General features: G+C 59.8%; 34 protein-coding genes. 7 read left to right on the plus strand and 27 right to left on the minus strand.

Annotation, left to right across the window (positions count from 1 at the left end):
• Window positions 1-42: 42 nt before the first annotated feature.
• The 4 genes from C0Z16_RS27820 to C0Z16_RS27835 are packed head-to-tail and all read right to left on the minus strand — an operon-like array spanning window position 43 to window position 3,078.
• The gene (locus tag C0Z16_RS27820; RefSeq protein WP_102635271.1) at window positions 43-1,149 is read right to left on the minus strand and encodes a tyrosine-type recombinase/integrase; all 1,107 of its coding nucleotides are present in this window, start codon (window positions 1,147-1,149) and stop codon (window positions 43-45) included.
• Window positions 1,146-1,391 carry a DUF4224 domain-containing protein gene (locus C0Z16_RS27825; protein WP_102635272.1) on the minus strand — a complete coding sequence of 82 codons (246 nt, stop codon included), beginning with the start codon at window positions 1,389-1,391 and terminating at the stop codon, window positions 1,146-1,148. The genes C0Z16_RS27820 and C0Z16_RS27825 overlap by 4 nt, the downstream gene beginning before the upstream one ends.
• Window positions 1,392-1,393: 2 nt before the next feature.
• Complete coding sequence (locus tag C0Z16_RS27830) at window positions 1,394-2,119, minus strand: ASCH domain-containing protein (RefSeq protein WP_102635273.1); 726 nt, start codon at window positions 2,117-2,119, stop codon at window positions 1,394-1,396.
• On the minus strand, window positions 2,116-3,078 hold the full coding sequence (locus C0Z16_RS27835) for a phage Gp37/Gp68 family protein (RefSeq protein ID WP_102635274.1): 963 nt from the start codon (window positions 3,076-3,078) through the stop codon (window positions 2,116-2,118). Before C0Z16_RS27835 ends, C0Z16_RS27830 begins: the two co-directional genes overlap by 4 nt.
• Before the next feature lie 44 nt (window positions 3,079-3,122).
• On the opposite strand from C0Z16_RS27835, the gene C0Z16_RS27840 reads away from it, so the two are divergent.
• The gene (locus C0Z16_RS27840) at window positions 3,123-3,371 is read left to right on the plus strand and encodes a hypothetical protein (protein WP_102635275.1); all 249 of its coding nucleotides are present in this window, start codon (window positions 3,123-3,125) and stop codon (window positions 3,369-3,371) included.
• Window positions 3,372-3,436: 65 nt separating this feature from the next.
• On the opposite strand, the gene C0Z16_RS27845 is transcribed toward C0Z16_RS27840, so the two are convergent.
• From C0Z16_RS27845 to C0Z16_RS27950, 23 genes are all read right to left on the minus strand, one after another.
• Window positions 3,437-3,757, minus strand: coding sequence for a hypothetical protein (locus C0Z16_RS27845; protein ID WP_102635276.1), 321 nt, complete (start codon window positions 3,755-3,757; stop codon window positions 3,437-3,439).
• A 6-nt stretch (window positions 3,758-3,763) separates the two neighbouring features.
• On the minus strand, window positions 3,764-4,012 hold the full coding sequence (locus tag C0Z16_RS27850) for a hypothetical protein (RefSeq protein WP_102635277.1): 249 nt from the start codon (window positions 4,010-4,012) through the stop codon (window positions 3,764-3,766).
• Window positions 3,999-4,646: an HNH endonuclease signature motif containing protein gene (locus C0Z16_RS27855; protein WP_102635278.1), complete on the minus strand. Its 648-nt coding sequence runs from the start codon at window positions 4,644-4,646 to the stop codon at window positions 3,999-4,001. Before C0Z16_RS27855 ends, C0Z16_RS27850 begins: the two co-directional genes overlap by 14 nt.
• Complete coding sequence (locus C0Z16_RS27860) at window positions 4,643-6,010, minus strand: RNA-directed DNA polymerase (protein WP_455430268.1); 1,368 nt, start codon at window positions 6,008-6,010, stop codon at window positions 4,643-4,645. Before C0Z16_RS27860 ends, C0Z16_RS27855 begins: the two co-directional genes overlap by 4 nt.
• Window positions 5,985-6,359, minus strand: coding sequence for a four helix bundle protein (locus C0Z16_RS27865; RefSeq protein ID WP_102635279.1), 375 nt, complete (start codon window positions 6,357-6,359; stop codon window positions 5,985-5,987). Before C0Z16_RS27865 ends, C0Z16_RS27860 begins: the two co-directional genes overlap by 26 nt.
• A gap of 17 nt (window positions 6,360-6,376) precedes the next feature.
• Window positions 6,377-6,835: a DUF1566 domain-containing protein gene (locus tag C0Z16_RS27870; RefSeq protein ID WP_102635280.1), complete on the minus strand. Its 459-nt coding sequence runs from the start codon at window positions 6,833-6,835 to the stop codon at window positions 6,377-6,379.
• Window positions 6,836-6,864: 29 nt separating this feature from the next.
• Window positions 6,865-7,230 carry a DUF1566 domain-containing protein gene (locus C0Z16_RS27875; protein ID WP_102635281.1) on the minus strand — a complete coding sequence of 122 codons (366 nt, stop codon included), beginning with the start codon at window positions 7,228-7,230 and terminating at the stop codon, window positions 6,865-6,867.
• A 66-nt stretch (window positions 7,231-7,296) separates the two neighbouring features.
• Window positions 7,297-7,485 carry a hypothetical protein gene (locus C0Z16_RS27880; RefSeq protein WP_244201378.1) on the minus strand — a complete coding sequence of 63 codons (189 nt, stop codon included), beginning with the start codon at window positions 7,483-7,485 and terminating at the stop codon, window positions 7,297-7,299.
• On the minus strand, window positions 7,482-8,207 hold the full coding sequence (locus C0Z16_RS27885; RefSeq protein WP_102635283.1) for a hypothetical protein: 726 nt from the start codon (window positions 8,205-8,207) through the stop codon (window positions 7,482-7,484). The genes C0Z16_RS27880 and C0Z16_RS27885 overlap by 4 nt, the downstream gene beginning before the upstream one ends.
• Window positions 8,204-8,557 (minus strand): hypothetical protein, encoded by a 354-nt coding sequence (locus tag C0Z16_RS27890; protein ID WP_102635284.1) that lies wholly within the window; start codon window positions 8,555-8,557, stop codon window positions 8,204-8,206. Before C0Z16_RS27890 ends, C0Z16_RS27885 begins: the two co-directional genes overlap by 4 nt.
• On the minus strand, window positions 8,554-9,174 hold the full coding sequence (locus tag C0Z16_RS27895) for a 3'-5' exonuclease (protein WP_102635285.1): 621 nt from the start codon (window positions 9,172-9,174) through the stop codon (window positions 8,554-8,556). The genes C0Z16_RS27890 and C0Z16_RS27895 overlap by 4 nt, the downstream gene beginning before the upstream one ends.
• Before the next feature lie 28 nt (window positions 9,175-9,202).
• Window positions 9,203-10,981, minus strand: a complete 1,779-nt coding sequence (locus C0Z16_RS27900) for a recombinase RecF (RefSeq protein ID WP_102635286.1) — start codon at window positions 10,979-10,981, stop codon at window positions 9,203-9,205.
• A 97-nt stretch (window positions 10,982-11,078) separates the two neighbouring features.
• Window positions 11,079-11,687 carry a hypothetical protein gene (locus C0Z16_RS27905; RefSeq protein ID WP_102635287.1) on the minus strand — a complete coding sequence of 203 codons (609 nt, stop codon included), beginning with the start codon at window positions 11,685-11,687 and terminating at the stop codon, window positions 11,079-11,081.
• A 49-nt stretch (window positions 11,688-11,736) separates the two neighbouring features.
• Window positions 11,737-12,957, minus strand: a complete 1,221-nt coding sequence (locus C0Z16_RS27910; protein ID WP_102635288.1) for a hypothetical protein — start codon at window positions 12,955-12,957, stop codon at window positions 11,737-11,739.
• Window positions 12,958-12,961: 4 nt separating this feature from the next.
• Window positions 12,962-13,765, minus strand: a complete 804-nt coding sequence (locus tag C0Z16_RS27915) for a RecB family exonuclease (protein WP_102635289.1) — start codon at window positions 13,763-13,765, stop codon at window positions 12,962-12,964.
• Window positions 13,765-13,929, minus strand: a complete 165-nt coding sequence (locus C0Z16_RS37850) for a hypothetical protein (protein ID WP_158244526.1) — start codon at window positions 13,927-13,929, stop codon at window positions 13,765-13,767. Before C0Z16_RS37850 ends, C0Z16_RS27915 begins: the two co-directional genes overlap by 1 nt.
• Entirely contained in the window at window positions 13,926-14,165 is a 240-nt protein-coding gene (locus C0Z16_RS27920; RefSeq protein ID WP_244201379.1) for a hypothetical protein, read from the minus strand. The genes C0Z16_RS37850 and C0Z16_RS27920 overlap by 4 nt, the downstream gene beginning before the upstream one ends.
• Window positions 14,162-14,350: a hypothetical protein gene (locus C0Z16_RS27925; protein ID WP_102635290.1), complete on the minus strand. Its 189-nt coding sequence runs from the start codon at window positions 14,348-14,350 to the stop codon at window positions 14,162-14,164. Before C0Z16_RS27925 ends, C0Z16_RS27920 begins: the two co-directional genes overlap by 4 nt.
• A 261-nt stretch (window positions 14,351-14,611) precedes the next feature.
• The gene (locus C0Z16_RS37855; protein ID WP_158244527.1) at window positions 14,612-14,782 is read right to left on the minus strand and encodes a hypothetical protein; all 171 of its coding nucleotides are present in this window, start codon (window positions 14,780-14,782) and stop codon (window positions 14,612-14,614) included.
• Between the two features lie 136 nt (window positions 14,783-14,918).
• The gene (locus tag C0Z16_RS38265; protein ID WP_167403566.1) at window positions 14,919-15,059 is read right to left on the minus strand and encodes a hypothetical protein; all 141 of its coding nucleotides are present in this window, start codon (window positions 15,057-15,059) and stop codon (window positions 14,919-14,921) included.
• Window positions 15,060-15,068: 9 nt separating this feature from the next.
• Window positions 15,069-15,302, minus strand: a complete 234-nt coding sequence (locus C0Z16_RS27935) for a hypothetical protein (protein ID WP_102635292.1) — start codon at window positions 15,300-15,302, stop codon at window positions 15,069-15,071.
• Window positions 15,303-15,335: 33 nt separating this feature from the next.
• Entirely contained in the window at window positions 15,336-15,530 is a 195-nt protein-coding gene (locus C0Z16_RS27940; RefSeq protein WP_102635293.1) for a hypothetical protein, read from the minus strand.
• Between the two features lie 391 nt (window positions 15,531-15,921).
• A complete protein-coding gene (locus C0Z16_RS27950) occupies window positions 15,922-16,557 on the minus strand; it encodes a helix-turn-helix domain-containing protein (protein ID WP_244201380.1) in 636 nt (211 codons plus the stop codon).
• Between the two features lie 91 nt (window positions 16,558-16,648).
• Here C0Z16_RS27950 and C0Z16_RS27955 point away from each other — a divergent pair, with 91 nt between their 5' ends.
• From C0Z16_RS27955 to C0Z16_RS27980, 6 genes are all read left to right on the plus strand, one after another.
• Entirely contained in the window at window positions 16,649-16,864 is a 216-nt protein-coding gene (locus C0Z16_RS27955; RefSeq protein WP_102635296.1) for a hypothetical protein, read from the plus strand.
• Window positions 16,865-17,150: 286 nt separating this feature from the next.
• Entirely contained in the window at window positions 17,151-17,513 is a 363-nt protein-coding gene (locus C0Z16_RS27960) for a transcriptional regulator (protein ID WP_102635297.1), read from the plus strand.
• Window positions 17,510-17,782 (plus strand): hypothetical protein, encoded by a 273-nt coding sequence (locus tag C0Z16_RS27965; RefSeq protein WP_102635298.1) that lies wholly within the window; start codon window positions 17,510-17,512, stop codon window positions 17,780-17,782. Before C0Z16_RS27960 ends, C0Z16_RS27965 begins: the two co-directional genes overlap by 4 nt.
• Complete coding sequence (locus C0Z16_RS27970) at window positions 17,779-18,036, plus strand: hypothetical protein (protein ID WP_102635299.1); 258 nt, start codon at window positions 17,779-17,781, stop codon at window positions 18,034-18,036. The genes C0Z16_RS27965 and C0Z16_RS27970 overlap by 4 nt, the downstream gene beginning before the upstream one ends.
• Window positions 18,033-18,785 carry an HNH endonuclease gene (locus C0Z16_RS27975; RefSeq protein ID WP_102635300.1) on the plus strand — a complete coding sequence of 251 codons (753 nt, stop codon included), beginning with the start codon at window positions 18,033-18,035 and terminating at the stop codon, window positions 18,783-18,785. The genes C0Z16_RS27970 and C0Z16_RS27975 overlap by 4 nt, the downstream gene beginning before the upstream one ends.
• On the plus strand, window positions 18,782-18,970 hold the full coding sequence (locus tag C0Z16_RS27980) for a hypothetical protein (RefSeq protein ID WP_102635301.1): 189 nt from the start codon (window positions 18,782-18,784) through the stop codon (window positions 18,968-18,970). Before C0Z16_RS27975 ends, C0Z16_RS27980 begins: the two co-directional genes overlap by 4 nt.
• Window positions 18,971-18,982: the final 12 nt, after the last annotated feature.

Here is an 18,982-nt window from a genome sequence, read left to right on the forward strand (position 1 = left end):
ATCTCAGCGCAATTCAAAGGCATATTGGAAGTATTCCAATATTCAGCCGCCCGGAAGCGCTAACCTGACTGTCGAAACCGGCACCTGACGCGACTTGATGTAGCCGGCTGTCGTCGACCGGTCAGAGTGCGCACCTGCCACTTGCAGGGCATCGAGGTCGTAGCCAGCCTTGTTCGCGTCGGTCATTGCCTTTGCGCGAATATCCTTGATCGTGTAGGGCTTGTCGCCTAGCTTCGCGCGGACCATCGCGCCTTCCCACGCGTCGCGGCAAGCCTGATCCGTGTACGGCTGACCGTGTGCATCGCGCACGACATACGTCTGTCCGAATGTGGGTTCAAGCGCACGAGCGCGCTTCAGCACCTCGTCGATCTCTGGCGTGATCGGCCAATCTACAGCCTCGCCGCTCGAATCTTCCGTCTTCGTCGGCACGAAGTGAATCACGCCGGCTTCCCGGTCGATCTGATCGAGCCGCAAGTATCTAATCTCGGTCGAGCGCTGGCACGTCAGGTAGCAGAGGTCGACAAATACCTGCATCATCGGCCCGCTCGGCACCTTGGCCGTGATGGTGCGGACTTCTCCCTTGATCTTCTTCTCATACGTCGTGGTGGTCAGCGCCGCGCGAATCGCCAGAAAGTGCCCGTTCGGGATATACACCTTACGGACCTTCGGCTTCTTCACCTGAACTTCCCGGCACGGGTTGGCGCTCACGTATCGCCGCACAGTTGCCCAAGCGAAGAACTTCGACAGCCAGCCGTGCATCGCCTGAAATGTGGGCAGCTTGTCTGCCCAGTTGCCACGCAGGAAGTCGTCGATCGCGCCCGCGTCCGCTTGCTGAATGTCGTATTTCGCGAACGCTGTCTTGATCGTCTCGCCGCGCCGCTTCCACTCAGCCTGGAACGATTCCGCGTATTGCTTTTCGTGGGTCTGCATGTAGATGTCGAGCAGACGCGGCATGTTGCCGGAATCCGGATCGATCTCGATCTTCCGCTTTTCCTCTGCGAGGCGCTCGAGCATCCGGGTTTCGCCCTCGTCGACGCGGCACAGCCGGATCCATTTCTGGTCAGTGTTGCGCACCCACCAGAACGTGTTCGAGCGGTTGTACACGCGGTTCGGCAGGCCGTCCGCCTTGGTTCTGCGACGAGCGTTCAAGCGGCCCTCCGGATCGGCATGAGAGGCGGACGCTCGGTGTTCGCGCTGCTGGTCGCGGGCCCGACGCCGGCGCGTTTGGCCTGCAACCCTTCGAACGCCGCCCAGGTGAGGATGATACGCCCGTCCGCGCGTTGCACTGGCGTGATGCCGAAATGACGCTCGAACCACGCAGCCTGCGCGCTGTGACGCTTCTTGCCGGTTACGTCGATGAGATCCTGATCGGACATTAGTCGGGTATCCATGCTCACTCCGCAACTCTCTTGAATTCGACGATCCACACCCACGGGTTCGTGTCCCAGCCGTAGCCGCGCGCAGCGTTCAGGCTGTCCCATGAGTTCCGGTATCGCTTCGCGTGCGTGTCGCATTTCCTGCAATCGGTGTCCGGCATTACGCCGAGATTCGGCCCGATTGCGTCATATAGACGTGTGCCGCCGCACTGCGGACAGATGCTCCAATCGTGTTCGTCGCGCTCGGCGTCAGGAGACTCGACGCCCTCGGCGAGCGCATCCTGCTCGCTGATGTCCTGCAACCGCTCCACGCGCACGCCAGTGATTTCGAGCGTGATGCGCGAACAATCGCGCGGCATGTGGATCGATGGGATGCGTCCAAATTTGCGCGCCCACGGCCTGATCTCGGCGGCCCGGTATTCCTTTCCGTGCCACTCGTCGTCATAAACCACGCACGGCTGATCACCATAGCCAGGCGCATCGCAGCCCCAGAACGATTCGCGCACCCAGAGTCGGTCGCCGGGCTCACCATAGGGACACGGCACTCGCTGTATGCGCTCATGGACTTCGTGCCCGGGGCCGTCGCCATGTAGCCACGATAGCTCGGCCAAACCACGATCGTCGCAGTCGACACTCAGACTTGGCCCGGATGCCTGCTTGAGAATTCGTCGCGTCTGCGTCTTGCTGCCGTCGAGCAGCGCGCGCACCATGGCGCCGCTAAAAAGGATCGGTCTTTCTTTCATTCGACCCCCGGAAATTCGTCGTGCGTACGGCCGTCGAGCTGGCGGCCGGCGGTTTTCTTGCCGACTTTGAATCGCGCGAGTTCGTCGGATTCAGATAGATCTGGTCTTCCGTCAGGAAAGCTAACGCCGGGTTCAGACCATTCACCCCATTGCTTGAACAGGAAGGGAACACCAGCGTTGGCGCACTGGTCTCGCAGCGAACGCGCCCAGTCCGCATGCATCGGCCGCGCGCCTCGGCCGCTTTCGCCACCGACGATTACCCAGTCGATCTTCTCTTCGAGAACTTGGTGAGGCTTCTCTTGGCGGGGAGATGTGATGCCGTATCCCGTAAGCACATTGACGCGAAGATCCTCGTCCCAGTCTTGCCCGCAAATGGCATCGAGGCGCACGCGCCCTAGGAGCGGCTCCATCGACAGGAAGCGCACTCGCGCTGGCGCAGCGAGCAGCTTCGGAACGTCGCGGTCGGCCTCTTCCTGGCTGACGATCGTCGCACCGAGCCAGACGTTGTTGGGCAGGCTCGGGTTTTCGAGGCATTCCAAGTCAAACCGATACTGAGCCGTCTCGCTAATCATCGACATGACGTTCCCGATCCTCTTCGTGAGGAGCAGCCAGTCAAGGTTCGGCGTCTGCTCGATTAGATCGAACAGATCGTGGCGCCACGTCGGATCAACGGCGTTGTCGAACACGTCGGCAAGCGACGCGCAGAATACGCGCTGCCGGCGGCCGTGCGCGGCGAAGAACTCGGCGTGCGTAGTGTTCCATTGCAGCGGCTGGCGCCAGTTCGCCGGCGACGTGCGGCGCCGTGGCGCTCCGGGCCCCCAATTGATCGCCGTGCCGCCGCCGAAGCGCGCGTTACGCACCTCGGCATAACAATGATCGCAGCCCGGGCCGACCTTCTGGCAACCTTCCCACGGATTAAATGTGTGGTCGGTCCACTCGATTTTGCTGTTCTCGCTCACAGTGCACCCCTAAAGTTTCTCTGTCCGCTGCCGTCATCGGATTCATGGACAATGAAAACGAACCCAAATTTGGCCCGGGACATCCGCGCTACCTTGAATCCCAGGCACTGGGGATCAGCGTTGACGCTGTTCGGAAAGCGCAGGGAAAAAAGAGCCTTAACGACCTGATACCCGGCACGCCCGAATTTGCGATCGCCGAGGAGGAATTCCTGCGCGACGTGCTGCGAGCGTTGGGCGACGATCCCGATGCGATGGACGATGACGACGAGCTCGGCGTGGGCGCTGCGGGCTAGCGGTCTACGCACGATTGGGCTAGGACACTGCCTCAGTCCCCCGCTCTGCGCGCTGGATGGGGTGGTCATGTTTGCACTCCGGATTCGACAAGGCCAAGCGATTGCGAATAGGTGAGGAAGTGCGCGACCTTTGCCAGCTTCGTGGCAATGGCCACGTGATCCGGCGAACCAATGTCAAACCAGAATTCACCGTTCGACACTTCGCCAAGGCGATGCACCATGGCGAGCAGGTCATTCAGTTCACCATACACGCGCTCGGCGTTTGTCTCAGCGCGGCCCGGCTGAATCTCGCTGAGACCGAAGTGCGCTGTCTTGAGCGCGATCTGTGCGACTTCCGATGCTTCCTCGGCGATCTTGACGAGGAAATACTGCGGCAGGGTCATCATGTCGGGTCAGCCTGCAATTTTGTGCTGCGTTACACCGGTGATTCCCCTCGGCAAATCCTTGTTGTCGGCAATGAAGCCTGTGCCCTTGCCACCGGTAACCTTGAGGTGATCTACCTCGACCTTCGCGGAGTTGATGATTACCTGAGCTACCTCGGCCACAGCCTTGGCACGCTCGATATCCATCGGATTTTCTTTGTCGTTGAGCGCTTCCAGCGTGGCAAACAGATGGGTGCGCAGTTCGTCAATCGTTGCCATTGATCTTCCTTGTCAAAACGCCCTTAAGGTGAATTACCTCTTTCAATTCGGGCGGCAGGTTGTGAACGGAATTGCGTGCCATCAGCTCGCGCTTCGTGATCAGTTCCAAGTTATCCAACACAACGTTGGACTTGTCCCGATCCTTGAATACGACTGCATGTCCATTGGGAATCGGACCGTGCGCATCCACCCACAGCTTTTTATGGAGGAAAACCCAGTCCTTCATCTGGTTTCCCGTTTCGGACACCTTGACCTGCAGATAGCCGCCCTGGCTATCGCGAAGACTTCCGATTGGCATCCAGTTGAGCGGCTTTTGACCAGCCTTGAACGACGTGCGACTGCCGGTGCCGGGACGCCTCGTACCCCGGTTGTGGCTCGGCATACCCTTATAGAAACGGGTCCCGGCGCCTCGATCGCCGGTAGTTCGACCTGATTCAGAGGCCGCAAAGAAGGCCTCACTCTTCTTCAGGCCGAGCTTAGCGACGCGACCCCGGATAGAAATCAACGATCGACCAATAACTGCCACCAGATCTTCAGCACGTTCATTCGGATAGCGAGCCTTGAGAATGGCATCCTGTTCCGGCGACCACAACACGCGCGGTGGTCTGGTCGATCCGGGCTTTCGCTTCGTCATATCGAACCTCCGCGAAAGGTCTTGGTCAAGGCGTGACTCACCGCGTGCCCGCGATCGCGAATAACGTTCGCTAGCTGCGCCCGGTCATGGTGACTCGACGGTGCCTGCCGCAGCAGACCGAAGTAGCTGTTCGCCAAGACATACACGTCTGTATCCGGCGCGGCCGCGACGCGGCGCATACCTTCGTTCGCCGTGCGGCGCCGCGTCGAGCGGCTCCACGGTTTGATGACTTGACCTACGAAATCGACGCCACGCGAGACCGGCTGAAGGATCGTTTTACGCGGGTTCAGTCGCACGCCCAGCGTCGCCGGCAGGAACGCATCCACGTCGCGCAGGGCGGCGTTCAGCCAGTCGGTGGACTCGTGCAGGAAGAGGAAGTCATCGACGTAGCGGATGTAGTGACGAGCGCCGATAACGTGCTTCGCGCGCTGGTCGAGCACGTCGAGGTAGACGTTCGCGAAGAATTGCGACGACAGGTTGCCGATCGGCAAGCCCAAGTGAGCCGGCTGGTTCATCAGGCGCTTATGCGGCGGCACCATCGCGATCAATGACCGGTCGCCTCGCAAGTCAAAGTTCTCGCGCGGGTCGTGGAACAGGACAGTCTCGGCGAGGGCCATCCACCACGGCTCGCTGATCTTGCGGGCGAGCAGCTCGCGCAGGATCGTCTTGTCGATGCTGACGAAGAAGTTGGCAAGATCACACTTCAGGTAGTGCGCCGGCCGGCTCCAGTTTTGCGTGATGCTGCGAATCTTCGATTCGAGGCGCTGCGCTGCGTAGAGCGTGCCGCGTCCGACGATGCAGGCGCAGCTATCGGCGATGAACGAACGCTCGAACCGCGGGCCGATACGGTTGTACAGCAGATGGTGCACAATGCGATCGCGGAAATCTGCTGCCCACACTTCTCGCGGCTTCGGGCGCGTCACCACAAAACAGATGGAGCGGCCCGGAGCGTAGCTACCGCCGACAAGATCGTCGTATAGATGACGAAGATTCCGCTCGAGGTTCGCCTCGAACGTCAGCGCGCTAGCACTGTTGCGCTTCGTGCGCCGGCAGTCGAGATACGCCTCGACCAGCTCTGTAAAAGTGAAATCATCCTGCGCGTTCCAATCTGCGGACGGCACGCGCGCGGAGCGCGTTGTTCTTGTGGTTGTTGTTCTGGTTACCGTTGTTGAAGTTCTGATACCAGGCCCAACCGCATCCATCGTGCTATCTACGTCGCCCGGCCGATCGCTCAGCGGGGAAACTGCGCCGGACCGTTCCGCACGCCGGCGGGTGGTTTCCGTGGTGCGCATGGCGGTGGCCTCGTGAGCCAGCGGCACGACCAGATTGAAAGATCGCTCAGTCATGACGGCCTTGGCCTCCATGAAGCGGGCGATTTGCGGCGCGACGCCATCCAGTTGCCTGCTTGCCGATGCTCGTGCTGAGTTCCACGGCTTTGGCATATCCGCCGCGCGAGATCAGGCGCTTGTCCATCGCGAGACGAACCAGCAGCTCGATCACCTGCAGCCGCTCAAGCAACTCCATCAGATGCGTCTCCTTGTTCGAAGCCACATTGGCGCGAAACACGAGTACCGTTATCTCGATGCACTCGGCGCTGATCTTCTCGCCGATCGAGCGCTTGAAGTCGCGCTGCATGTTCTTTACGAGGTCGGTCACGACGTCGAGCATGTCGTAAGCGACCTTATAAATTGGCAGTTGGGTATGGATGGCCATGCTGAAGAATGACTAAATTACTGAAGGATTAATCTGCGGACGGCACGCGCGCGGAGCGCGTGGTACTTGTGGCCGTTGAGCTGGCCACCGGTGCTGAAGGTCTGACACCAGGCCCAACCTGACTCCTTCTCGTGCTGCTCGCCGGACCAGTAATAAGAGGACTGGAACTCGCTCTTCAGGTTGGCGAAGAGAAGAGATTGCTCGCGCCGGGTGGGCAGCGCACCGCCTTGCTCCTGTGCCCACTTGCCGGCCGCAACCCAGTCCATGCTCTCGGCTTCACCTGGGAGCAGGACCAAGTGATAATCGGGCTCGCCGTTCTCGCCGACGATCAATCCTGCGTAGCGCTCGCTGGGCGAGAGAGTGATCGTCGCAGCGTTGACGACGTACTCGGTCGTCGCAGCCTGCTTCTCGAAAGCCGCGATCATGTCGGCAACCTTCGTGTGCTCGGCCTTGATGGCCTCAAGCGTGATCGTCATGTGAGACGCTCCATGAAATGGATAAATGGTTAAATGGACAATCTGCGGACGGCACGCGCGCGGAGCGCGTGGCCCTTGTGGCTGCTGATCTGGCCACCGTAGTAGAAGTCCTGATACCAGGCCCAACCGTCATAGTCAGGATCGGCGTCCGGCGTGTTTGACCAGTAAGCGGCCTGCTGAAACTGATCGCGGAAGTTCGCGAACAACATTGCCTGCTCGACCCGCGTCGGCAGATCTCCACCGATGCTCTTCGCCCATGCCAGTTGGTCGGACCACGATGCACGCTCGTTGTCGCCGGGCAGCAGGACGATGTGTTGAACGTCGCCGTTCTTGTCGCCGATCGAGCCTACGTACACTTCGCCTTCGGACAGCGGGGGAATCTGAAGTTGTTGCATTGCCTCTCCTGTTCGGTAAAAAGAGCGGCCGGGAATGCGCCGCTTTCAACACACACCACGCTCTGGTCAGCGTGGCGACACGCTCAGTTGCGCGTCGAGCGCGCGAATTCGATGTACCACTCGTTCCGGTAACGCAATTGCCTGACCGCCGTGCAGCGCGGCGAACGCGGGCCGCAGGATCTCGCGGTCAGTCGGTGGAAGGTCCGCATGCTCTAGCCGCTTGAGCGCTTCGAATAGCGGTTCGTTCGTCGTCACTGGGACCTCCATTCGGCACCACGCACGACGCGGCCCACCGGCTCCAGTACCAGCACCTCAGATTCCTTGTCGGTGCGCACGAGTAGCTGTGCGCGGCGTTGGGCTTTTTCGAGCGTCCGGTGACGCTTCGGCGCCGCAGTTCTACCAAGCGTCACGAAGACCTGAGACGGCACGAATTCCGCGTCGACCAGAGTCAACTCGTCGATCCTCCGTTCGAGCGCTGCGTTGTTCGCACGCAGCTTGGTAATCACTTCTTTCAGGCCGTCTATCTCAACGACTGCCGCGGTGCGATACACCTCGAACGAATCGACAACAGCCCCGTGTTGCACTCGAAGATCGTCTCGTTCGCGAATGACGGCCTGCAACTGCAAGGCGAGGTCCAATGCTTCTTCGACGGTGCCGAGTTCCGCGTCTGTCACTTCCGGTTTTGCGACTTTCGGCGAGGCATTGTTCCCCGCCGTCACGACCGCCTCGAGCAGAGACTTGGGACTCTCTTTGTGGTCTTCCTTCGATACCGGTTGAGCGTCCTTGCGCGTGAGCCAGTAGATGTATTCCGAATGGCGCCCGCCGACGCCCTCCAGCTTTCTTTCCAGAATTCCGCAACTCACCATCGCGTTGAGTTCGCGCGACACCAGCAGACGATCGGCGCCGACCCTGTCTGCGATGGTCTTCGCCGTCGATTGCATGACGGTGCCAAGATACTTCTCGATTTCGGCTCTCAAGCTGCCTCCCTGTAATCGAACTGGCGCGCTTGGCAGAGCTCAAACAGCGCGTCCACGTCGAAGTGCGGTCCGAACACCGCGGCGCCTTTATAGCGAAAGTGCTCGCGTGTCCGGTGTTCCATCGACGTGATGCAACACTTGAAAGCAGTCTGTACGAACTCGCTCTTTGTCATGTGTCGGGAAAGTTGCCATTTGCGCGTGTGCTGAACCTCTGGCGCGCCCGTAACGATGTCCGGTTCAAGATAGGTAGCCTGCAGGTAAGCGGGCAGGCCATTCGTTTCGACCACCTTGAACTGGTAATCGTAGAAACGAACGTCGTCCAGAATGTCGAGCATTTCGCTGGCAGTCATGCTTCGGCCTTTGCGCGGAGAGCCTTGATCCCGAGATACACCGTCTTGCAGGCGGAAAGATCGATCGCAGCGTCGTGCGCGCCCTCGAGCGGCTTGCCGGCGAAGTGCTCGTACGCTTCGCCGAGATTCGGTGACTTCGCGTGCTTGCGGCCGGCGCGGATCATCTTCTCCGTCGGCGGCAGGTTGAGGATCTTCGTGCTGTTGGACTGCGTGCAGAACGCCGGCCCAGCTTTCCACTCGTCGTGGAACGCATCGTCCGCGTCCAGTTGGCGCATCATCTCGATGCGCACCATACGCATGTCGAAGCTTTCGTTGTGCGCGACGCGCAGCGTTGCCTTACGCCACATCGGAATGAAGATCTGCATCGCGAGCGCGATCGGCACGCCGAAGAGCGTTGCCTTCTCGTTGGTGATGCCGGTCAACTCTTCGAGATCGGCGGGAATCGTCCAGCCATCCGGTCTGATGAGCAGGTTCATGTACGACAGAACCTTGCCGCTGTCTTCGTCGAAGAGCTCCGCTGCCAGTTGGGTGATGTGCGGCTGCGACGGATCTTCCGACGGCAAATTCCATTGGGGCAGGCCGTTCGTTTCGGTATCGAACACGAGGATGGGAGTCATGGCGTTCCTTGCTTGAGAGAGAAGGGGGTTACGCGGTTTCGAGGGCAGCTTCTGCGTGCTTCAGCGAGCCGGATTCGATCCAGAACGCTGATGTGGTCGGCGCAAGTCCGGTGGGCAATTGCTTGAGCGTGCCGAACGCAAGAGCACTGTCCAGGTCGCCGAGGTCTGCGAGTTCGTCGAGCCACGCGAGCAGATCGCCGCGTGCCGAGATCTGCAGCACGTCCATCCGATCTAGCAGAACGAACTTCAGTTCGGACAGCACCGCGATCGCGACCGCGATCATTGCGTCAGCGCGCCACTTCTCGCTTTCAGAACACAGGCTGTAGAGGTGCTTGCCGTAGCGAATCGTCATGTCCGCGCCGATTTCAACTGAAGGCCAACCGGTGGAACGCGAGTACTCAGCCAGGTGTGCGTTGATCGGTTTGAGGGCATTGGCCAGCATTTCTCCCGGGATGCCGTCCGGGGCCAGTTGGTCTGCGATCGCGAGCCACTCGATCACGTCGGCGTGATGCGCGGCCGCTTTCTTCGTCGTTTCGACTGCAGCGTCGGCGGCCATCTTCTGATTGCGAATCTTCTGTTGCTCGTCGGCAAGCGTCTTACGCTGCTGGCGCGCGGCTTCAAGCGAACGGTTCACCGCGGCGATGTCTTCGTCGGTCACTTTCTCGACGTCTGCGGACAATTCCAGCGCGGCCGCAGCGGTCTTCGCTTCGTCGAGCGCGCGCTTGTCGTTGTCGACTGACCGCTTCATGAGGTCGCGAGCCTGAATCAGCGCGGGCAGTGCAGCGCGCGCTTCCGCGTCGCCACCTTCCTGTTTGACCTTGCCATACTGCTTTTCATAAGCGGCCAGCGCTGCGCGTGCAGCCTCATCCTGTTCAGTTGCCGGATCGACCTCTTCGAACGAAAGAAGGTAGTCAACGCCTCGTGCCAGGTCGTGAACCAAGCCTTCACGCGGCGCGGTGCCTGCTCGCTGTTGAGCCTCGAGCAGCGCCGCCTCGGCCTTCACCAGTTCAGCTTCGTCGAACGCCAGCTTTTCGGTGTAGCGAGTCAGTTCCTTCGCCTTTACCGCGTTGTTCTCGGCGCTGGCAGTGTGCTTCGTGTAAGCAGCGTGCTTCGCTTGCAATGAACCGAGCGTGCGTGAATGTTCTTCAATTCGAGCGTCGACTGTCACCAGCTGCTCGCTCAGTGCCGTGAGGCGTTTGGCGTCGAAGTCGGGAATCTCCGCTTCCCACCCTTCGGACTTATCCTTCCCCCACTGCTCGCCAGCGATCGCCTTCCACGAGCCTTTGGCTTCCTTAGCCTTGTCCTTGGCGAACTCGCAAGCGGCCGGGAACCCCGAGCGCAGCATCGGCAGGACGGTGTCGACTTTGGCAGATATGCACTCGCGCTGAATCAGTTGTTCCTTGACGGTCGCGCCGTTAAGGGTGATGCCAGTCAGCCCGAACAGAAACGTGCGGCGCTCGGTATCCTTCATCGATGAGAACAGGGAAGGGCGCAGCACGAACGGCAGCGCTTCAGCGTGCAGAGGAAGGCCGACGTGCTTACCGTCTGGCATCGCGATGCTTGCTTCGCCGTGGTCGGTTGAGACAACGACCTCGGCCTTCTTCTTTCCGGTAGTGACGAGATCGCCGTATTCCTTCTTGAGCGCGACTCGTGACACATCGCCCGTTAGCGCCGCGCTGATGCCTTCGCACAGGCTGCTCTTGCCGGCACCGTTGTTACCGGCGAAGACGGCCACGGGAGTTTCGATTGACACGTCGATGGAGCTCGCTCCGATGAAGTTCGTCGCGACGATATGGTTGATTTTCATTCTGGTTCTCGAAGGAGGGGGTACTCGCTGGCATCTGTCGGAGATTCGCGCTGCGCGGCAGCTTCATCCGGTCGGTGCCGACTTTCCCCGTGAAGGTTTATTCGACGATCGCGAGTTGCTTCTTGGTACGTCCACCGCCGCGCGAGTTAGCTGCCTTCAACTGCTCGGCGATCTCGTTCGCACCCTTGCCGGTGTCAGCCTTGTCTTTCACGTCTTCCGCTTCGCCGCCTTCCGGATCAAGCGTGATGAACACTTCCTGATTCAACTTGCCGGCCATCTTTGCGAGATCCGTATCGCTCGGGTAAAGACTGACCTGATAGTCATAAACGACGGTGCCGCCCTGCTTCGGATCGATCACAAGCTTCCCGGCGGTCGCGTCAGCGCTCTTGACGTCTTCCTTGCCGCTGGCGCCGATGTGGAAGACGAATCGGGCGTGCTCGTACTTCTCTTCCCACTTGATGCGGCCCATCTTCGGGTTCTTCACAACCGTCAGGTGATCGACATCCGGATTCACCTCCTGCTGCGGCGTGTCTTCCTTCTCGTACAGCGACGACTTGAGCGTGGGCGAGAGCATCGCGAGCGACTGGTTGCTCGCTGTGTAGCGCAGGCTCAGATCGACGGCGGTGACGTCCTGATCGCCATGCTTCTCGGTGCGGATGTTGATGTGCATCAGCTTCGTCAACTGCCGTTCGTACTCGAATGCCATGTCCATTTGCTCCTATCGACGGAATGAAGGGGTCGCGATCGTGCGCGGGTTATTCGGCCGACGGCCGGTTAGAATTGCGGCTGGCGCGTTGGTTGGCGCGGGCGAATTTCTTCTGGAGGTCTGTGAAAAACTCGACCAATTCAGCTTCCTGTTGCGGATCGGGCACGTCGTTGATCAGAGGGCGCAAGCCTTCCAGCGCGTCGCTGGAATCAGCGGCCTTCAGGCGATCAACGATCTGTGCGTAGCTGAGCGGGCCGCTCGTCTCGCCCCCTGAAACCGTCGAGGCGGTCGCGCTCGATGCGGGACTGCCACCAGCCTGGGCTTGAGCCGCGCTGGGGCCATCCGTTTGCTTTGTTTTTTCAGTTGACTCGACGTCGGTAGCGTCCACGACCTTGTTCTTGGTTTCGGACTCGCTCGATGCAGCAGGCTGGGTGCGAAGAGTTTCGACGCTCACTGCGTACGTCCCGTCTGCCTGCGGCGTGACGTCAATCGTGTCGATCGCTTCCTCGGTGGTGCGTCCCATACCCATCACGACGTCAGGTGCGTGGATATTCCCGAAGAAAGAGCCTGCGCGGTACTGCAGCATCTGGTACTTCATTTCCGTTTGCCACTTGCTGCCTGGCTTGCTGTACCAGCCTTCTTCGACAGCCAGGCGCATGCTTACCGGCGACGACTCAATCACAGGAAGCTTGATGGCCTTGGCGTCGGCCAACGTGTACACGTCGCGCGGGAACTGAACGTTGCGGGGCAGAGTCCAGGCGACGCACACAAGGTTCTCGATCTCGACTTCCTTTTCGATCATGTCGTACTTGCGGTTCTGCTTATTCCACGAGCCCTTCTCCTTGTAAGTGGCCTTGATGATTCCCAGGTTCTGGAGGTCAAATCGGAGCGGGTGAAAGCGACCGGAGGCGTTGATCGCAGCGATCACGAACTTCGCAGACCATGTCAGGCGACCTTCGATGATGTTAGCGTTCTGCATCACCGCCGTGATCGACATGCCGACGGCTTGTGCCGTCTCAATGGCGACGATGCAGTTACCCATCGCCGAAGGATTCGGCACTTCTACGTCGACATAGTCGTCGCCACGCTTTTCCCGCTTCGTGACAACTGACCGAAACGGCGCCGGTACCGCGTTCGACGATTGGTAGGCGTTAGCGAGTCGCTGGGCTAGTGCAAATCCCTGCGCGGAGAACATGTTGATGGTGACGTCGGTTGAGCCGCTGCCGGCAATCGGTTGTTGCGCGACGTCGGCGAGGGTGCGTGCGTTCATGGTGTCAATCCTCTCTGTAAATGCATCGCTCCCAGCGGGCGCAGTAGCGCTTGCTGCATAGATACGAAGCGGGGTTAGGCGGGAAAAGGCCGGCGCGGAACATGTCTGCCGCGAGTTGGATCAGCCCGGGCGCTTCATCGGTGCCAATGAGAATGCGGCGCGCATCAAAAACGGGGCTGACGGCGACCGGTGTCTTCGAGCTGGTGCCGAGTGCAATGACTTGCGCACCAGCAGTCGGCTCGCGCATCGTGTGCTCATACATCAGCTGGTAGGTGCCGGTTTGCGCGGAGCGCGCCTTGATGTTGGCTACGCCGTTCGAGACGACCTTCGAACCTGTCTTGACGTCCGGAATGATCGTGCCGGCGTCTGTCTCGGCCGCGCGCGCACGGTCCATCGTCCCGGTCAGAGTGATCGTGACACCGCCGCCGCAGTCGATTTCGAGTGGCTTGAGAGTCATTTCCACTGCGGTGTAATGGAATTGCGGCGCGATCTCAGTGCAATACTTCGTCGTGAGCGTCAGACCGATCCGTTCGGCTTCCTTCAACGACAGATCGTCGTCGAATACCTTGACCTCGTATTCGGGGTTGCGCAGGGCATCAACGAACACGCCGGCGGCGTCATCGGGCGAGATGCTCTCGCCGCGCAAACGTGCCGAATCGAAGGCTGCAGTGCCGCTATGCGTCGCGGTGCCGAGCAGCGTGCGCACGCCTGCTGGGCGCCTCATGCCCAGAATGTGTTCGCCTTCGAACTTGTACCCGCAGTCGAAGAGTCCACCGAATGCCGACGCCCGGATGGTCAGGTTGCTCATCAGGTCGCGCTCCGGCTTGCCGCCATCATCTGCAGACGCAGCACCGACGTTTCCGACTGGTCCCAGTCCCGTGCGATGTACATAATCGCAAAGACCGCGAGCACTGCGATCGCGAACGATATGTTCGGGTGCTTCTCGTAGAAGCGGTCCATAGCGCGGATCATTGGGACACCTCCATCCAGCAGGATTCGTCTTCGTCCTGATTCAACGGATTGCCGGGATGCGTACACCAGCCGCACGGGACGCAGCCGGTAAAGCAGGTGCATCCTCTGTCCTCGTAGCCGATGGCTTTGAAGTCGTCGCGCTCTGCCTGAGCTTCAGGCGTGAGAACGCGCTCGATCTTCTTCGGTGCGAGAATGCGCTCGGTGGTATCGAGGAACCACGAGTTGAAGTCCTTCACGCCAGACCTCGAACGTTCGTGTACGTGTAGACGCGAGCTACGCAGGGCGGCACGTAGGCGCCGCTGATCCGAACGCGCGGCACCACGCCGCGACGAACGAGGGCGGCCTTCGCAGCCTCCTGACGGCGGGCCGTGCGGGCGCACAGCATTTCGTACTTCAGATCGAGAATGCGGTCTTTCAGCATGTCGGTCTCCAATTGAGTAAGAGCAGTACTGACGCCACAAGACCCAACGCGGCGGTCGCAACCACGAACGCGAAAGCGTGCTCGATCAGGCGGTAATCACCTTCTGACATCTGACGCACGGGCTCGCGCTGCATGCCAAGCACGCGCCGCACAACGCGGCCGGCAAGGCGATTCAGGAAGTAACGGTTCACGCGAACCTCACGATGCGGCAGAGGCAAAACGCGACGAACGACCACATCAGAAACCCGATGACGAGATTGCTCATTGCAGCACCTGAGAAAACGAGTACGGGGCTGGGAAATCCAGATAGGCCTCATCCTTCAAACGGCGATCTAGAAAATCTCCGTATGGCTCTGGTGATATCGGCTCGACCTCATCCACATCGCGCGTGAGGCGGTAATCGTGATTCAGGTCTTTGTCGACGTAGCGCATGACTGGACTCCTGACTGGGAAGAACCATTCGCCCTCTGGGGGTATTACTTTCGAGTTAGCAGACGCTTTATTTCGAATCCAAGCGAGACTGCGAGAACTGTGAATACGACCGCAATTGACTGAACGACCGGATCCATCAGCAGCCTCCTCGTTCGTCCGCAACGCCTTCGGCGATGATGTCCGCCGCGACCTCGCGAAGCAGATGCTCGGTCAGTGCGCCGGCGCCACCGTCAGCCAGCCGCTTCAACTCGATCAGGTCGGATGCAATCTGAGACATGGCGCTCTCCTACAAACCTTCGCCAGTTATGCGAAAGAAACGCGGTGCATCGACCGGTTCGCGGTATGCGAGCGGGGCATCGTCATCCGCAGGGGCCGGGGTCCATGTGAACCCCAGATCGGCGAAGTCGCCGATATCCGCGTAGCGCGTCATCGAGCCCACCTTCCAGGTGACCGAACCATTCGGTCGCTTCTGGCCCGCGAACTCATTTCCTTCTTCGTCACGAACTGTTCCGGTTTGCATGGCTGTTCTCCGAGGAGAGAGGCGATCGATCGCTTAGTGGGCAACGATCTCGAGTTGGTAGCCGCTGATCTCATTGAGAAACTCGCGACGCTCTTCGGTACCCGGCGAACGAAACGCGGGCTCCCAGTTTTCTTTCTCGTAGCCGTGGCTGTAAGCCTCCCGAGCGACGAGGAGGGATGCTTGTGCGCGCGATACGCTGGCGCCGTTCCAGAAGTAGGTGAAGGTCATCGCTTTCTCCGTGTATTGTGTGCTGCGTTGATCGGAACTATACGTCAACGAATAGAAATGTCAATGCGCGAATGAATAATTATGCGCAGACGAAAACGCCGGCTTGGAGCCGGCGCAGGCGAGTGTCGTGGAGAGGTGCTACGAGCGCTGTTCTTCGTCTATAAGCTGCGTGAGCTTCATGCACATGACAAGACATGCCATAACTAGGGCGGGCGCGTCGTTGCGCTCGGCACGGACGATATCGAAGTCGACCTTTCCGTCCTCGTCTATGTGCACGTACAGGTTTCCCCGGTAGACGGTGCTCTGACCGTCAAACCCGCCTGGTTCTCGGACTGCCATTGGCTTTGCCTCGCGATCAGTTGGTATTCGACGCCTGCGCTTTCTATACAACTCAATGTCGAATATTTTTTGATCGCTTTTCCCCGATTCTTCGCGCCGCACGTTGGTCCTCGGTACGTGTGGCGAGGTGGCTCTCTGCGTCCTTCTGGGCTCTCTCGGCCGTCTCGCGGATGCTCTGCATCGCGGTTGAGGACTTCACCGCCTCGTCTTTATTCGGAGGAGTAATAGTGCCACCAACCGAGGGTTTTAGCTGAGAAAAAAGTACCCGCACGGCATCAAATGCTTCGCGTGGTACGTTGTCCGCGTAAGCCTTATGGATTGCGGCGATCGCCTCGGACACGTACTCGGGCAGCGCCTGTTCTGCGGCCATTTTTTCAACGGCTCGCCGGTCCTGTCGATGCTGCTTCGCCTCGACGAGTGTCACGTTGCCTGCACTATCGGTGAGAACGATATCCGCGATGAACTTCGGCGGCCGCCCGGTCATTAGCCAGTCAGTTGTGACGCCGAACTCGATAGCCAGCTTTGACAGCGTGCCCAGTTCAGGCAGCGATTTCTTCCCGAGAATACGGTTGATGGTGGGCTGCGGAACGCCCGTCTTTTTGCCGAGCGCGCTTTGTCCGCCGCGTCCACGGTAAAGCGGATGGGCCTGCATAAGCTCGTTCAGTCGGTCGCCAACGTCTTCTTTCATGGTCCCAACTATGCAAGCGTGAATAGGGCGGGTCAAAGTTCGATTCATTCGCGCATTGACAAATATTCGTTCGCGTATAGAATTGGCATTCATGAACACGCTAACTCCCTCCCAGCTGCTCGCCGAGATCAAGGCTTTGACCAAGCTCGGCGAAAAGGCTATTGGCGACCGGATCGGCTGTTCGCAGCCGACGGTCAATCGAATCCTCAACGGTCAGTCCGACTGCAAGTCGAGCACGCTGATGGCCATCCTGCAGTGGCGTGAGGAATTGCGCGCAGTACAGAACTCCGGCGAGACGGTGGCCTGAATGCCTACCGTCCGCCATCTGACGGTCCCCTCGCGTTCCCCCGGACGCGTGGTTTTGCCCGTCCTTCGGGACGGGCTTTTTTATTCCTGATCCGGTCGCCCTGACGTAGGGCGGCCGGTAATTACAAAACTGGTGGGCGAATAGATCGGAAGTCATCGACGTTTGCTCGCTGAGTACAGGACCTCATGGTCCATTTTTTTCGGCGGTGGGGGATAACCAAGTGAGTTCAAGTCTTTTTCGACCGGTTGAAGATCAGCAGGAGTTGGCCCTTACCAGGAAGCCCGAAATGATCACCATGCCGATCGAGATCATCCGGTCAAAACGCACTGCTGGCGCGGCTTTCACGCTCGCGTGCGATGCGAGTGGTCTGGAAGACAAGGAGGTTGCGATGCCATTGAAGATCGATGCCGGCACGTTCTCCAAAATAAAGAAAGGCATGGCGACGCTGAATGCCGATCTTCTGCGCGACTTTTGTCAGGTCGTGGGAAACACGATCTACGCCGAGTGGCTGGCGTATCAGATTGGTTGCACGCTGGTGATGATCCAGACGGAGGCAGAGCGCATCGCTACCGAAGAGCGCGCGCGCCGAGAGGAAGCCGAACGCGAGAACAGGCTTCTGCGCCAGCTCCTGCAGGGGAAGGCAGCGTGAACGCGCCGAATTCTTGGAATCCGCGTTTCGTCGCTTATGCGCGCTCGCGTGGCATGACGCCCGATGAGGTGGTCGAGGCCGATCGCACCACTTTTCCTGGTGGTTGCATGGCGGGGTACATCGTGTGGAACAGCCGGCACATCTCGGCATATCTCACCGAAACGAAGCTCGACCGCAACAACCTGATTCTCTTTCCTGATCAATACACCGAATGGCTCGCGCGGCGGTATGCGCGGGGCCAGCTCGCATTGGCGCTGGAGGCCTCGTGAAACACGAAGAAATTGTCGCCCTGGCATTCTCGATCGCTGATGAGTCGATGGTCGAACTGATCAGGGCGCATGCAGTTTCACTTGAGCCGAATCTGTTCGGCCTCGTCGATGAGAACTGCCACGAAGTCGCTGCTCTCGATATTGCCGACCCAGCCATTCAGGAAGCTTTCGAATGGCTCTCGCTACGTGGTATGGCTGAACTGGCGACCGACGAACGGGGTGAGGTGATTCGATTGAAATTGGATGCGTCATGAGCGCAACCAAATCACGTTACCCACGCCCGTCCAACGACGAACTCGCGCGGCTCTATACCGAACTCGGCCTTTCATGCCCGGATATCGGCTGGTTGTACGACCGCGATGCGTCGACCGTCCGCGGGTGGCTGGTCGCGGCCGACATCTCCACGCGGCCTCGCGGATCTAACGCTGCGGTGCACTTCCGTAAGGGCGAGCGCAGCGCGTTCGCCGGCCGTCGCCACTCGCCCGAGAGCATCGCGCGGGTGCGCGCCGCGTCTATCGCGCGCGGCGCAGTTCCGTACCTTCGCAATGGGCAGCATTGGCTGAAGGGGTCACTTCCTGAAGCAAACCCCAATTGGGCAGGTGGTGCGACGCCTGAGCGTCAGGAGTTCTACCGCTCGGCGGAATGGAAGGTAGTGGTGCGCTACGTTTGGGCGCGCGATAACGCGTGCTGCCGAAACTGCGGTAAGGATTGGCGAACGGTCGACCGCTCCACCGAGCAGACATTCCATATTCACCACGTCTGGAGTTTCCAGATTTCGGCCCTGCGCGCAAACCCGGCAATCCTGGTGCTGCTCTGCCGCCAGTGTCATCTGTGGGTTCACAGCAACGCGAATGTGACTCGCGCGTGGCTCCCTCAAGAGCCTGACTCACCCAATTTCCCCGACTTGGATGGAATCGACAAGATCGCTGATTTAGAAGCGGCCGAACTCGAGATGTCCACGCCGACCCTGTTCGACTTTGAAGGCATGGGAGCCGCGGCATGAACCATCCACTCCCTTTTCCTGAAGATCACCGGCTCTTCGAGATTCACGAGCTCGGCGCCCGTATGACTGTGGCCGAGACGAAAGATGCGCGCGTCTGGTTATGGGGCGAACTCCGCGGAAAGATCGATGAATATCTGCGCGACGTCACAGCTACGGCGGGCGTCGGCAAGGGAGTCAACCGGTAATGCCAAGAAAGT

Source organism: Paraburkholderia rhynchosiae (genome assembly GCF_002879865.1).
Taxonomy (GTDB): Bacteria; Pseudomonadota; Gammaproteobacteria; order Burkholderiales; family Burkholderiaceae; genus Paraburkholderia; species Paraburkholderia rhynchosiae.